We start from the raw sequence: 14,328 nt of genomic DNA on the forward strand, positions 1-14,328 counted from the left end.
CTCACAGGTAGTCCCCGCGCTCGATGTCGTCGAGCAGCGACGGGTGGCGGGGTGACCAGCCGAGCAGTTCCCGCGTCAACGCGCTGGAGACGGGCGCGTCGAAGCCGTAGACCGTGGCCATGAACGGGCTCGCGTAGTGCCCGGCGGCCTCGTCCGGGGTGAGCGAGACGACGGGCAGGTCCAGGCCGCGCCCGATCGTCTCGGCGATGCTCCGGAACGGGACGTTCTCCGTGGCCCCGTGCAGCACGCTGCCGGCCGGCGCGGCCTCCAGGGCCAGCCGGAAGAGCACGGCCGCGTCGAGCCGGTGCACCGCGGGCCAGCGGTTGCCGCCGTCGCCGACGTAGGCGGACTTGCCGGTCTTGCGGGCGGTGTCGACGAGCATGCCGATGAAGCCGTAGTCGCCGGGACCGTGCACGGTCGGGGCGAGCCGGACCACGCTCGCGCGCACGCCCCGGCCCGCGAAGCCGAGGCAGGCCCGCTCGCCCGCGATCCGGAACGCGGCGAGCCCGGCCGCGTCGGGTTCGTCCCGCTCGCTGCTTTCCCGGCCGGCGGGCATGACCAGGGTGCCGGACGTGCTCACGAACGGCTTGCCCGTGTGCTCCAGCGCGCCGCCGAGGGCCTCGATCGCGGCCCGGTCGCGCCGCATCATGTCGTCCGGATCGGCGAAATCGCCCCCGAAGGCCATGTGCAGCACGCCGTCGGCGGCTGCGGCGCCCGCGCGGAGGCTGTCGAGATCGTCCAATGAGCCGGGGTGCGGGGTGCCGCCGAGCGAGGTCAGCCGGGCGGCGGCCGCGTCCGAGCGCGCCAGGCCGGTGACGGTGTGGCCGGCCGCGATCAGCTCGGCGACGACGGCGGGCCCGGTCAGGCCGGAACCGCCGGTGACGAAGACGTGCATGGGACCCTCTTCCAGGTTGTGACAGTGACTGACGCTACCGACCCTACCGCGTAGTGTCAGTCGCTGTCGCTACCGGTAAGCTGACGCGGTGCCCCGCAGCGGAGAAGAAGCGCGCCGCCGCCTCCAGCAGGCGGCCCTGGAGCTGTACGCGGAACGCGGCTTCGACCGGACCACCACGGCCGAGATCGCGGCGAGGGCGGGGGTCACCGAGCGCACGTTCTTCCGGCACTTCCCGGACAAGCGCGAAGTGCTGTTCGACGGAGAAGAAGCCCTGCGCGCGCAGCTGATCCAGTCGGTGGCCGACGCGCCCGAAGGGCTGCCGCCGCTCGAAGTCCTCCGCCGCGCCTTCCACAAGGCCGGCCGGATCCTGGCGGCGAACCGCCCCTTCGCCGAACCCCGGCTGGCGGTCATCGCCGCGACCCCGGCGCTGCGGGAGCGCGACCTGGCCAAGGCCGCGGCGATGGCCGACGCCCTCGCCGAGGCGCTGCGCGACCGGGGTGTCGGCGACCGGCGGGCCGCACTGGCCGCCCAGGTCGGCTGGGGCGCGTTCCACTTCGCGGCGGGTGCCTGGATCCGGGAGTCCGCCCGCAGCCTGGACGAACACCTCGACGAGGCATACGCGGACTTGCGGACACTGGCGGCGGAGACGGACGGCTGAACGCCCGCCTCCGCCGCGGACTCAGTGCAGCACCACCACCCGCAGTGCCGGGGAGCGCAGGATGTCGGCCTCGCAGAACCGGCCCTTCACCCACTCGCCACGGCTGTACAACTTCGTCTGGTCACTGAAGTAGGGCGAGTTCGGGTTGGCCGACTGCGAGTACGTCAGCAACGTCGAGGAGTCCGGGCACCCGCGCCCGCTGAACCCGACCACCTGGATGTAGCTGGACCCGTGCGCGACCTCGGTATTGCCGCGGGCCGGGTCCCACACCGTCGTCATCACGTTCAGCACGCCCAGGAAGCCCTGCGCGCCGTGGATCGGGATGCGGTCGCCGTTGCGGGTGACGGCTTGGCCGTCGCGCAGCCGGACGTCCGGGGCCAAGCCCGCCGCGCGCAGCTCCACGAGGGCGTCACCGAACGCCTTCCGGACGTCCGCGTTGCCGACGTTGAGCGTGTGCGGCGTGGTCAGCGGTGCCTTCGGATCGAACGGCACGGAGAACCGGTCGACGTTGGCGAGCCGGGTGGCGAACCGTTGGAACAGCAGGGAACCGCGGCTGTCCAACGAGTACGTGTGGTCCCAGTTCGCCAGTGCCGTGCACGCCGGCCCGACCGGGACCGGGCCGGACGACGACGGCGCCAGTCCACCCGGGAACGACGCGCACAGCTTCGCCAGGTCCGCCGCCGCCAGGTCGGCGAACTGGCTGTGGTCGGCGAAGAGCATCTTCTTCATCGAGTCCGTGGTGAACTTGCTTGCCTCGGCCGTCAGCAGCGCTTCCCGGGTGCGCGGGGACCGCTCGGTGTCCTGGTCGCTGACGATCCGCGGGAACCCGGTGAGCGGCGCCCGGGCGTTCGCGAGCCACGCGCTGTCGTTGGCGTTCAGCTCGTAGTCCCGGCGCTGCTGCTGCGGCAACCGCGAAGGCGCGAAGATCCCCGGCTCCAGCGCGCCCGGGTCCGAACCCCACTGACAAGCCGACCGCGAACCGTCCAAAATGGCCAGTCCGTCGCCGGCCAGCGTTTGCCGGCCGGTCGGCGTGCTGCACTTCGCGGCCAGCTCGTCGGTGACGTGCGGGACGACCTGGATGTCGGCGTAGAGCGCGGTGCCCGCCCGGTCGGTGGCGATCGTGTTCACCCACGGCACACCCTGCGTGCTGCTCAGCGCCCGGACGACATCGGCCGTGCTGCGGGCCTGGTCGAGCTCGAACCACGTGTTCAGCCCGCGCATGTTGGTCGCGTTGGCGTCCCGCAGCGCGAACGCCGACTTCGCCGTCCACGGCATCGGGATCCCGCCGACGTCGTTCAGCACCGGGCCGTACCGCGTCGACCAGAACGTCTGCCGGACCGGCTTCACTGAGCCGTCGGCCTGGCGCACCTGGACCGCGACCTCGCGGGAGGTCATCTTCTCGGGCTTGCCGTCGACCACGTACGTCGTCGGGTCACCGGCCGCCAGCGGGACTTCGAACAGCCCGAACGTGACCGGAGTGGACACCGTGTGCGTCCAGGCCGCGTCCGCGGTGTGCCCGATCATGACGAACGGAATGCCGAGCAGGCTCGCCCCGGCCACGTCGACCCGGCCGGGGATGGTCAGCTGGCTCTGCCAGAACCGCCGTCCGTCGTGCCACGGGTAGTGCGGGTTGCCCAACAGTACGCTGCCCTTGCCCGCCGCCGTCCCGTCGGCGCCGATGGCGATGCCGTTGCTGCCCAGGCCACCCTTGCCGAGCCCCTCCCGCAGGCTCGCCGACAGTTGCGCAGGCGTGCCCGCGGCCGGCGACGGCGCACCGGACGGCGGCGCCGCGAACAGCCCTTCGGTGACGAAGCCCAGGCCACCGGTGACGGCGATGGAGTAGAAGTGCCGGTAGAAGTCCTGCTCGGTGATCGGCCGCACCCACTCCGCGCCGCGGCAGGCCGGATCGGTGATCCCGGACCGGCCGGTGCGCGCCAGGTAGGCGTTGTACCCCTTGACGTAGCCCGAAACGATCTGCCGGACCTCGGGCCGCGGCCCCTGCGGCGCGGGCCGGGCGACCAGCCCGTCGACCACGCCGGAGTCGTTGAGCTGCTGGAAGAACAGGTCGCTGTGCAGGTTGTTCTTCGCCTCGGACAGCGATGGGTAGCCTTCGCCGTCCGGGCCGAAGTACCGCGACCGCTGCGCGCTCACCGTGACGTAGATCTTCGCGAGCTCGCAGACGTTGTCGGTCGCCGCCGCGTAGCCGTACCCGTAGCCGAGGCCCGCGAAGTCCTTGGCGACGATGTGCGGAATGCCGTGTTCGGTGTAGCGCAGCACGGCTTTCGCGCTGTTCTCACCCGCGTTCGCGACCCCCGCGCCGAGTGTGGTGACCGAAAGCACCGCCGCGAAACCGGCGAGCGCCTTCCTGAAGAGTGCCATTCGTACCCCCTTGTCGTGATCACCAAGCTACCGACGGCGACGACGACCGGGTATGGGGGAAAACCCCAATGTTCGTTCATCCGCGCGCAAGCCGGCGTTGGCCGCGGCGGGATAGAAACCGCGCATGACCGAACACTCCCGCCGCACCCTCATCAAGGCCGGCCTGACCGGCGCCTCCGCGGTCGCCGCCGGCCTCGTCGTGCCGTCCACGGCCTTCGCCGCGACCCCGCTCGTCCGCCGCGACCGGCCGGTGCTCACCCACGGCGTCCAGTCCGGCGACGTCACGCCGGGCTCGGCCATCGTCTGGTCCCGCGCGGACCGGCCGTCGCGCCTGGTCGTCGAGATCGCGCGGGACCCGTCGTTCCGGCACGCCCGCCGCGTGCCCGGTCCGCTGGTGGGCCCGGACAGCGGCGGCACCGGCCGCGTGCGCGTCCCGGCGCTGGCGCCCGGCACCGAGTACCACTACCGCGTCACCGCCGAAGCCCTCGACGGGCGCGCCACGAGCGAGCCGCTGACCGGCCGGTTCGCCACCGCGCCGGTGGGCCGCCGCGACGCGCGCATCCTGTGGTCGGGCGACGTCGTCGGCCAGAACTGGGGCATCAACCCGGGCCTCGGCGGGATGACGATCTTCTCCGCGATGGCCGCCCGCTGCCCGGACCTGTTCCTGCACAGCGGCGACACGGTGTACTCCGACGGCCCGCTGACCGAGACCGTCACCCTCCCCGGCGGCCGGACCTGGCGCAACGTCGTCACGCCCGAGAAGTCGAAGGTCGCCGAGACCCTCGACGAGTTCCGCGGCCAGCACGCCTACAACCGCCTCGACGACAACTTCAAGCGCTTCGCCGCGCAGGTGCCCGCGTACGTCCAGTGGGACGACCACGAGGTCCTGAACAACTGGTACCCGGGCAAGATCATCGACAACCCGGCCTACACCGAGAAGCGCGTCGACGTCCTCGCGCCGCGGGCGTACCAGGCGTTCCACGAGTGGCACCCGATCGACTCGCGCCGCGCCGTCGACGGCCGGGTCTACCGCAGCTTCACCTACGGCTCCCGCGTCGAGATCTTCGTGCTCGACATGCGGACCTACCGCAACGCCAACACCGCGGACCAGACGAAGCCGGGCTACATCCTCGGTGACGCCCAGGCCCGCTGGCTCGCCGACGCGCTCGGCCGCAGCACGGCGACCTGGAAGATCGTCCAGGCCGACATGCCGCTGGGCCTGGTCGTCCCGGACGGCGCCGACATCGAAGCCGTCGCGAACAACCTGCCGGGCGCGCCCGGCGGCCGCGAGACCGAGCTGGCCTGGGTGCTGCGGGAGATCCAGCGCCGCCGCGTCCGCAACGTCGTCTGGCTGACCGCCGACGTCCACTACACCGCGGCCCACCACTATTCACCCGACCGGGCGGCCTTCCAGGACTTCGACCCGTTCTGGGAGTTCGTGTCCGGCCCGCTGAACGCGGGGGCGTTCGGCCCGAACACCCTGGACCCGACGTTCGGCCCGCAGGCGGTCTTCGTGCACGCCCCGCCGACGGCGAACACGGCCCCGATCGACGGCTTCCAGCACTTCGGCGAGCTGAACGTCGACGGCGCCAGCGGCGACCTCACGGTCGACCTCCGGGACGCCACCGGGGCGTCGCTGTGGTCGAAGACACTGCACCCGCAAGGCCGTTGAGCAGGGTCGGCTAGGCTCGCCCGCACCGAAACACACCGCACCAAGGAGAAACACCGTCGTGACTGAACGCACGCTGGTCCTGGTCAAGCCCGATGGCGTCGCGCGCGGCCTCGTCGGCGAAGTCATCTCGCGGATCGAGCGCAAGGGCCTCAAGCTCGCCGCGCTCGAGCTGCGGACCGTTCCGCAGGCGCTGGCCGAGGAGCACTACGCCGAGCACAAGGAGCGTTCGTTCTTCGGCGACCTGCTGGAGTTCATCACCTCGGGCCCGCTGGTCGCGCTCGCCGTCGAGGGCCCCCGCGCCATCGCCGCGTTCCGCCAGCTGGCCGGCGGCACCGACCCGGTCGAGAAGGCCACCCCGGGCACCATCCGCGGCGACTTCGCGCTGGAGACCCAGTACAACCTGGTCCACGGCTCGGACTCGCCGGAGTCGGCCGAGCGCGAGCTGAAGCTCTGGTTCCCCGACCTGTGATCGCCTGAACCGGGGCCACGTCCGCGTGGCCCCGGTTTCCGCTTCGGAGCCCCCCCATGACGACGATGCCCTTCCGGCCGCGCGACTACGTCCCGGTGCTGGCCGGGCTGACCGGCGCGTTCGCCGAGGCGCTGCGCACGGCCGACCCGGCCGCCGCGGTGTCCGACTGCGCCGGCTGGACCGTCGCCGACCTCGCGACGCACCTGGGCAACGTGCACCGCTGGGCCGCCACCGTCGTCCGCACCGGCGAGGTGCACCCGCAGGACTTCACCGCCGGCCCGGAAACCGACCTCGTGCCCTGGTACGCCGAAAGCGCGCGGCTCCTGCTCGGCGAGCTCGAGGCCGCCGACCCCGCGGATCCGTGCTGGCACTTCGGCGGCACCGGCAAGACGAAGGCGTTCTGGTTCCGCCGCCAGGTGCACGAAACCGCCGTCCACCTCGCCGATCTCGGCGGCGATCCCGCGCTCGACCCGGCCGTGGCCGCGGACGGCGTCGACGAGGTCTTCACGGCGATGCTGCCCCGCGTGACGCGCTGGCACGCCGTGCCCCGGCTGCCCGGGCCGGTCACCGTGCGCGCCACCGACACCGGTGACGTCTGGACCGTGCACCCCGGCGAGCCGCCCGCGCTGGGAGCGGCCGTTGCGGGCGGCGCGACCGTCGAGGCGCCCGCGCGTGCTCTGCTGCTGCGCCTGTGGAAACGCACCGGGCCGGACCCGCGCGCCACCGGCGCTGCCGCGGAGGCGCTCCTCGCCGCACCGCTGACCCCGTGATGGTGTTCTAGACCATTCAGGCGGCGTTCACCGGGAAGTCTTCCGCCGGCCGTGCCGCTGCGCTGTGCTGGTCCGGATCGCTCTCACTCGATACTGGGGTACCCGGTGAAGAAGTCACGCATCCTGTTGCCGCTCGCTGCCCTGTTCGCGACGGCTTTCGCCGTCCCCGCGGACCGGCTCGAAGCGCCGCTCGGCACGCCGCCGGTCGAGGCCGCGCCCGCCGGGTCGTCGGCCCACGAAGGTCCGAGCGCCTTCGCCGCCGCGGACCCCGACGACGGCCTGGTCACCGGCAGCGCGACCACCGAAGTCGCGCCCGGCCTGAACCTCACCCAGTTCGACCGGTTCGACCCGGCCGGCTGGATCCGCGGCGACACCCTCGCCGTCGACCTGGGCAGCAAGGTGCTCCGGCCGACGTACCTGAGCCCCGGGACGGTCTCCGCGCGTACGCCGCTGTCGCAGCAGGTCGCGCGGGCGGGCGCGGTGGCCGGCGTCAACGGCGACTTCTTCGACATCAGCGCCACCGGCGCGCCGATCGGCGTCGGCATCGACCGCGGGCAGCTGCAGACCGCACCCGCCGCCGGGCACAACCTCACCGCGTCGATCACCGACGAGGGCAAAGCCCAGCTCGCGTCGGTCTTCCTCGAAGCCACCGTGACGCTGCCCGGCGGCGCGGTGAAGGCGACCAACTTCAACAGCCCGGTCCTCGGCACCGACGCGATCGGCGTCTACACGCCGTTGTGGGGTGCTTCCGGGCGCGCGACCTCGGTGGCGGGGGCGTCCCGGGTGCGGGAGGCCGAGCTTCGCGACGGCGTGGTCACCGCCGTGCGCGAGCAGCCGGCGCCCGGCCCGATCGCGGCGGGGACGACGGTGCTGCTGGCCCGCGAAGCGGGGGCCGACGCGCTCGCCGCGCTGCAGCCGGGGGACGCGGTCGGCGTCACCTACGCCCCGCGCTCGGACGCCGGGAAGATCGCGGTCGCCGTGGGCGGCAACGAAGTCCTCCTCCGCGACGGCGTCGTCCAGCCGGTCGACGACGTCGCCATGCACCCGCGGACCGCGGTCGGCTTCTCCGCCGACGGCCGGAAGCTGTGGCTGGCCACCGTGGACGGACGGCAGGCCGACAGCCGCGGGATGACCGAGCTCGAACTCGCGCGGCACATGAAGAGCCTCGGTGCCGACGACGCGATCAACCTCGACGGCGGCGGGTCGTCGACGCTCCTCGCGCGCAACGAGGGCGAAGCGGCGCCGAGCGTCCGGAATTCGCCGTCCGACGGCGGGGAACGCCTGGTGCCCAACGGGATCGGCTTCGCGACCGTGCCGGGCAGCGGCCGGCTCACCGGCTTCGCCCCGGCGCCCGCCGTGCCGGCGGACGGCGCGAACCGCGTGCTGGCGGGCCTGAGCAGGCACCTGGTCGCCGACGGCCACGACGAAACGGGCGCCGCGGTGGCCGCCGAGCCGCGCTGGAACACGTCGGATCCCCGGCGGGCGACCGTGACGCGCGGGGTCGTCACCGGGCACGACGCGGGGGCTGTCGACGTTGTCGCGCGGTCCGGGCGCGCGTCCGGGAAGACCGCGCTTGCGGTGCTGGGCCGGCCGGTCCGGCTCGGCACGAGCACCGAGCAGGTCGCGCTGTCGGGCGCGGGCGCGCGGAGCACGTTCAAGGTCTACGGCTACGACGCCGACGGCTACGGCACCTGGCTGGAGCCCGACGACGTCAAGCTCGACTACGACCACTCGGTGGTGCGGGTCGAGCCCTCTGGGGACGGCTACGCGGTGACCGCGCTGACGTCCTCCGGCGCTTCGGCGATCACGGCGTCCGCGGCCGGCCTGACCACGCACCTGGCCGCGTCGGTCGGCACCGTGGCCCAGGTGGCGTCGCCGCTGGACGGCCCGGCGGGCTGGGTGGCCACGGTGTTCCCGGCGGTCGTCGGCGCGGCGCTGTCCGCGGCACCCGGCCGCGACGGCGGCGCCGGTCTCGCGCTGGACTATCGGCTGACCGGAACGACCGCGACGCGCGCGGCCTACGTGACGCCGTCGTCGCCGCCGGCGGTGCCACCGGGCACGCAGAAGATCGGGCTGTGGGTCGACGGCGACGGCAAGGGTGCGTGGCTGCGGGCCGAACTGCGCGACGCCGCGAACGTGGCGTCCATTGTGGACCTTTCGCTGAGCGTCGACTGGACGGGCTGGAAGTACGTCACCGCCACGATCCCGGCCGGGCTCCCCGCGGGCCAGCGCCTGGCGCGCTTCTACGCCGTCGAGAACGTGCCGGACCAGCAGTACGAAGGCCGGCTGGTGTTCGACGACCTGACCTTCGAGGTGGCGCCGACGACGGCCGTGCCCGCCGATCCCGCCCCGCACGACCCCGCGCTGGTCACCGACGGCGTCCTGACCGGCGGCCTGCGGGTCGCGGTGGTCAGCGACGCCCAGTTCACCGCGGACGACCCGGCGGGGCCGCTGGTCGCCCAGGCCCGCCGGGCGCTGCGCGAAGCCGTCGCGGCGAAACCGGACCTGGTGCTGCTCAACGGAGACTTCGTCGACCGCGGCACGGCACCGGACTTCGTGCTGGCCCGGCAGGTGATCGCCGAGGAGCTCGGCGAGCTGGTGCCCTGGTACTACGTGCCGGGCAACCACGAGGCCGAAGGCGGCAACGGCCTCGCGAACTTCCAGGCGGCCTTCGGCGTGACGCACCAGGTCGTCGATGTCCGCGGCATCCGGCTGGTGCTGCTCGATTCTTCGCGCGGCTCGCTGCGGGCCGGCGGGTTCGACCAGGTCCGGATGCTGCGGTCGGCGCTCGACTCCGCGGCGCGCGACCGGTCGGTCCGCGGGGTCGTCGTCGCCATGCACCACCCGGTGAAGGACCCGAGCCCGACCGGGAACTCGCAGCTCGGCGACCGGAAGGAGGCCACCCTGCTGACCCAGTGGCTGACCGGGTTCGAGCAGGCTTCCGGCAAGCCGGCCGCCGCGGTGGCCTCGCACGCCGGCGTGTTCTCGCTGTCGCGGGTCGACGGGGTGCCGTACCTGATCAACGGCAACTCGGGCAAGGCGCCCGCGGCTGCGCCGGGCGACGGCGGGTTCGTCGGCTGGACGCTGCTGCGCGTGGACCCGGCCGACCGCGCCGAGCCGGTGCGGTTCGAGACGCGCCCGAACGTCGACGCCCTTTCGCTGACCGGGCCGTCGTCGATGGCCCGCGGCGAACGCGCGGTCGTCCGGGCTTCGGTGCGGCAGGGGACGCGGGACGTGCCGGTGTCCTACCCGGTGAGCGCGGACTGGCAGGTCGGCCGGGGCGTCGTCGCGTTCGACCCGGCTTCGGGCGTCCTGACCGCGTTGCGGCCGGGTGTCGCACGGCTGTCCGTGCAGGTCAACGGCGTCTCGCAGACGCTGGTGGTGACCGTCCGGGGCTAATCCGTTCGGTTTTTGTCGGTGGTCGGTCCTATGGTGCGAAGCGTGGACGATGCGGAGGACCGGGAACCGGCACTGGTGCAGGCCAAAGCACTGGTGAAGCGCTTCGGCGAGTTCGAAGCCGTGCGCGGGATCGACGTCGAGGTGCGGCGCGGGGAGGCGTTCGGCTTCCTCGGCCCGAACGGCGCGGGCAAGTCGTCGACCATGCGGATGATCGCCTGCGTGTCACCCCGCACGGACGGCGAGCTCCGCGTGCTCGGCCTCGACCCGGAGGTGGCCGGGCCGCGGATCCGCGCGCGCCTCGGCGTGGTGCCGCAGCAGGACAACCTGGACGTCGAGCTGACGGTCCGGGAGAACCTGCTGGTCTACGGCCGCTACTTCGGCCTGTCGCGCGCGGCGGCGCGGGAAAAGGCCGCGGAACTGCTGGAGTTCGCGCAGCTCACGGACCGCGCCGGCGACAAGGTCGACCCGCTGTCGGGCGGCATGAAGCGGCGGTTGACGATCGCCCGCTCGCTGGTCAACGACCCGGAGCTGCTGCTGCTCGACGAGCCGACGACGGGCCTCGACCCGCAGGCCCGCCACCTGCTGTGGGATCGGCTGTTCCGGCTCAAGGCCCAGGGCACGACGCTGATCGTGACGACGCACTACATGGACGAAGCCGAGCAGCTGTGCGACAGGCTGGTGGTGATGGACCACGGCCGCATCGCCGCGGAGGGCTCGCCGGCCGACCTGATCCGGCGGTATTCGACGCGTGAGGTCGTCGAGCTGCGGTTCGCGTCGGGGGAGCAGGTGTCGGCGGCCCAGCAGGTGGAGGGCCTCGCGGAGCGCGTGGAGGTGCTGCCGGACCGAGTCCTGCTGTACAGCGACGACGGCGAGGACGCGTTGGAGCGAGCGCATTCCCGTGGCGTGCGGCCGCTGTCGAGCCTGGTGCGCCGCAGCTCGCTGGAGGACGTCTTCCTCCGGCTCACCGGCCGGACCCTGGTGGACTGATGGCGACGATCTCGACCGGCCGGGTGGTCGGCAAGTGGCATGGCGCCTGGCTGCAGGTCGAGGGGCGCTGGACGTGGTACCGCCGGCACTGGCTGTCCACTTTGTACTCCACCGGCCTGCAGCCGGTGCTCTTCCTAGCCGCCATGGGGCTCGGCTTCGGCTCGCAGGTGCGGCCGGGCGAGGTCACCGGCGGCCTGTCGTACCTGCAGTACATCGCCCCGGCGCTGCTGGCCGCCGGGGCCGCGCAGCAGGCGTTCGGCGAGTCGAGCTACCCGGTGCTGTCCGGGTTCAAGTGGCAGAAGGAATACCTGGCCGTCACGGCCACCCCGGTGTCACCGGGCCAGGTGTTCGGCGGGCACCTGATCTGGTCGGCCCTGCGCCTGACGCTGGCGGGCGCGATCTACGCGTTCGTCGCGCTGTTCTTCGGCGCCTGGACCGGGCCGGGGGTGCTGCTGGTGGTCCTGGCCGGCACGGTCACCGGGCTCGCCTGCACCGCGCCGATGGCCGCGCTCGCCGCGCGGACCTACGACGAGGGCCAGCGCTTCGGGCTGATCTTCCGGTTCGTCGTGATGCCGATGACGTTGTTCTCCGGCACGTTCTTCCCGATCTCCCAGCTGCCGGGCGCGATCCGCTGGGTGGCCTGGCTCTCCCCGCTGTGGCACGGCACGCAGCTGGCCCGCGGCGTCGGCATCGGCGGCGTCGGCGGCTGGGCGATGCTCGGTCACCTCGCCGTGCTGGCGGCGTTGTTCGCGGCCGGGTGGGTGCTCGCGCACCGGGCCTTCTACCGGAGGCTGGTGGTCTGAATGACGGCCGTCGAAACCCGCGCCGGGTTGCTGCTGCGCATCCTGCCGCCGGGGCTGTACGCGGGCCGCGCCCGCATGCTCGTCGAACGCTCGGTGATGGTCTACCGCGGCAACTGGCTGATCTTTCTGTCCGGCGCGGTCGAGCCGTTCCTCTACCTGCTGGCGTTCCAGCTGGGGTTCGGCAAGCTGGTCACCGAGGTGACGGGCCCCGGCGGGCACCCGATGAGCTACGTCGCGTTCGTGGCGCCGGCGCTGCTGGCGACGTCGGCGATGAACGGCGCCGTCTTCGAATCGACGTACAACCTGTTCTTCAAGCTGCGCTACGCCAAGCTGTACGACGCGATGCTGGCGACCCCGATCGGCCCGCTGGACGTGGCACTGGGCGAGATCGGCTGGGCGATCACGCGCGGCGGCATCTACGCGGTGGCCTTCCTCGCCATCGCGGCGGCGATGGGCCTGCTGGCCTCGTGGTGGGCCCTGCTGATGGTCCCGGCCGCGCTCCTGGTGGGCCTGGCGTTCTCGGCGATCGGCATGGCGCTGGTGACGTTCCTGCGCTCGACGGCCCAGTTCGACTACATCCAGCTCGGCCTGACCCCGATGTTCCTCTTCGCGACGACGTTCTACCCCCTGTCGGTGTACTCCGAGCCGCTGCAGTGGGTGATCCGCTGCCTCCCGCTCTACCACGCGATCGAGCTGATGCGCGGCCTGGCGACGGGCCTGTTGTCCGGCAGCATGCTGATCAACCTGGCCTACTTGCTGGCCCTGGGCGCGATCGGCCTCTGGGCCTCGACCCGCCGCATCGCCAAACTCCTCCTGACCTGAGGTGCTGCCCGCCCGATCACAGCCGGGCAGCGTCACCGAGCCTGGTCAGGCTGCCCACCCGGGGTGGCAGCGGGAGCCGGAACACGCACCATGCCGTGCCCGTAGAACCCGTTGTACCCCTCGTACCCGGCGCAGTACGCGTCCTGAAGCCCGTCCCCGGTCAGGTCGTAGTCGGCCGGGCACGGCATCGGCATCGCCTGCGCCTCCATCGTCCGCCGCAGCTGGCGGGGGCCGGCCTCCTCCGATGCGGACGCCAGCAGCGCCAGCACCCCGGTCACGTGCGGTGCCGCCATCGACGTCCCGCACAGCGGCGCGTACCCGCCCGGCACCGTCGACAGCACGCACTCGCCCGTCTCGCCGCCCGGCGCGGTGACGTCGATCACGCCCAGCCCGTACGAGCTGTACCCCGCCTTCACCCGGTCCGCGCCGACGGCCGACACCGCGACGACGTCCCGCAGCCCGGCCGGCAGGGCTTCGCACCCGCTGCTCGCGCCCCGCGCCCCCGACCGCGCCGACGGCGTCAGGTCGACGGCCTCGTTCGTCGCCGCCGCCACGTTCAACGTCCCCGCCGACGTGCTGTACTCCACCGCCCGGGCCAGCACCTCGTGCACGACTCCACGGTCGTTGCCGCGGATGCACGACAGCGACCACGGGTTGACGAAGAAGCTGCTGTTCGTCACCCGCATGTGCCGCGCGGCCGCCCACATCAGCCCGCACACCGCGGCCTCCGGGGCGGCGTACCCGCGGTCGTCGATCACCTTCACCGACGCCACTCGCACCCCGGGCGCCACACCCGTCACGCCGCGCCCGTCGTCGGCCGCCGCGATGATCCCCGCCACGTGCGTCCCGTGCACCGACGTCGTCGGCTCCCACGCCGACGGCGACCGGTCGGGCGCGCCCGTCAGGCAGCCGGCGGAGTCGTCGCGGTCGATGGCGTCGCCCAGGTCCGGGTGGTCCGGGTCGATCCCGGAGTCGAGCACCCCGACGACGACGTCCCGGCGGCCCGCGAAGTCGGCCGGCGCGCCGATCATCCGCATGTCCCACTGCTGCCCGCTCAGGTCGGCGCCGGGGACGCGCGCCGGGTCGGTGGCCGGCAGCGCGGCCCGCGCGGGCTGCGGCTTGACTTCGGCGGCGCGCTGCGCGGCCAGCCGCTCGGCCTGCGCGCTGAACGCCCGGTCGAGCCCGATCCGCCCGCCGAAACCCGGGTCGCCGGAGGTGGCGACGGCGACCGCGATCTGCGGGTAGTACACGGTGGTGGCTCCGCAGGCGCGGTCGATTTCCGACCGGGCCGCGGCCTCGGAGGTGCCGCGGTCGAAGGCGACGACGTAGCGGAGGGCCCGGCCGTGGGCGCAGCCGGACTCGGCGGCCGCCGCCGGACCGGCGGTGACGCATCCTGAAAGCACCATGACGGTGCACACGGCCGCTCGCAGCGGCCGCGCCAGCAGGGACACCGGACCTCCCACCGGATGCAGGA

11 protein-coding genes are annotated in these 14,328 nt (G+C 73.1%); 8 read left to right on the top strand and 3 right to left on the bottom strand.

Annotated elements, in window-relative coordinates; genetic code table 11:
* Position 1 precedes the first annotated feature (1 nt).
* On the bottom strand, positions 2-895 hold the full coding sequence (locus H5965_RS23425) for an SDR family oxidoreductase (RefSeq protein WP_310972314.1): 894 nt from the start codon (positions 893-895) through the stop codon (positions 2-4).
* A gap of 88 nt (positions 896-983) precedes the next feature.
* On the opposite strand from H5965_RS23425, the gene H5965_RS23430 reads away from it, so the two are divergent.
* A complete protein-coding gene (locus H5965_RS23430; RefSeq protein WP_310972315.1) occupies positions 984-1,553 on the top strand; it encodes a TetR family transcriptional regulator in 570 nt (189 codons plus the stop codon).
* A gap of 21 nt (positions 1,554-1,574) precedes the next feature.
* On the opposite strand, the gene H5965_RS23435 is transcribed toward H5965_RS23430, so the two are convergent.
* Positions 1,575-3,932, bottom strand: a complete 2,358-nt coding sequence (locus H5965_RS23435) for a penicillin acylase family protein (protein WP_310972316.1) — start codon at positions 3,930-3,932, stop codon at positions 1,575-1,577.
* A 124-nt stretch (positions 3,933-4,056) separates the two neighbouring features.
* On the opposite strand from H5965_RS23435, the gene H5965_RS23440 reads away from it, so the two are divergent.
* The 7 genes from H5965_RS23440 (at position 4,057) to H5965_RS23470 (ending at position 12,854) form a co-directional block, all read left to right on the top strand.
* Entirely contained in the window at positions 4,057-5,604 is a 1,548-nt protein-coding gene (locus tag H5965_RS23440) for an alkaline phosphatase D family protein (RefSeq protein ID WP_310972318.1), read from the top strand.
* Between the two features lie 58 nt (positions 5,605-5,662).
* Positions 5,663-6,073, top strand: a complete 411-nt coding sequence (gene ndk, locus H5965_RS23445; protein WP_310972320.1) for a nucleoside-diphosphate kinase — start codon at positions 5,663-5,665, stop codon at positions 6,071-6,073.
* 56 nt (positions 6,074-6,129) lie between these two features.
* Positions 6,130-6,843, top strand: a complete 714-nt coding sequence (locus H5965_RS23450) for a maleylpyruvate isomerase family mycothiol-dependent enzyme (protein WP_310972322.1) — start codon at positions 6,130-6,132, stop codon at positions 6,841-6,843.
* 105 nt (positions 6,844-6,948) lie between these two features.
* Positions 6,949-10,242 carry a phosphodiester glycosidase family protein gene (locus H5965_RS23455; protein ID WP_396136930.1) on the top strand — a complete coding sequence of 1,098 codons (3,294 nt, stop codon included), beginning with the start codon at positions 6,949-6,951 and terminating at the stop codon, positions 10,240-10,242.
* 30 nt (positions 10,243-10,272) lie between these two features.
* Entirely contained in the window at positions 10,273-11,229 is a 957-nt protein-coding gene (locus H5965_RS23460; protein ID WP_310972323.1) for an ABC transporter ATP-binding protein, read from the top strand.
* Complete coding sequence (locus H5965_RS23465; RefSeq protein WP_310972325.1) at positions 11,229-12,032, top strand: ABC transporter permease; 804 nt, start codon at positions 11,229-11,231, stop codon at positions 12,030-12,032. The genes H5965_RS23460 and H5965_RS23465 overlap by 1 nt, the downstream gene beginning before the upstream one ends.
* On the top strand, positions 12,033-12,854 hold the full coding sequence (locus tag H5965_RS23470; protein WP_310972327.1) for an ABC transporter permease: 822 nt from the start codon (positions 12,033-12,035) through the stop codon (positions 12,852-12,854). It abuts the gene before it with no gap.
* 32 nt (positions 12,855-12,886) lie between these two features.
* Here H5965_RS23470 and H5965_RS23475 read toward each other — a convergent pair whose 3' ends face one another.
* The gene (locus H5965_RS23475; RefSeq protein WP_310972328.1) at positions 12,887-14,305 is read right to left on the bottom strand and encodes a S8 family serine peptidase; all 1,419 of its coding nucleotides are present in this window, start codon (positions 14,303-14,305) and stop codon (positions 12,887-12,889) included.
* Between the last annotated feature and the right edge of the window lie 23 nt (positions 14,306-14,328).

Source organism: Amycolatopsis sp. 505, from assembly GCF_031625235.1.
Taxonomy (GTDB): domain Bacteria; phylum Actinomycetota; class Actinomycetes; order Mycobacteriales; family Pseudonocardiaceae; genus Amycolatopsis.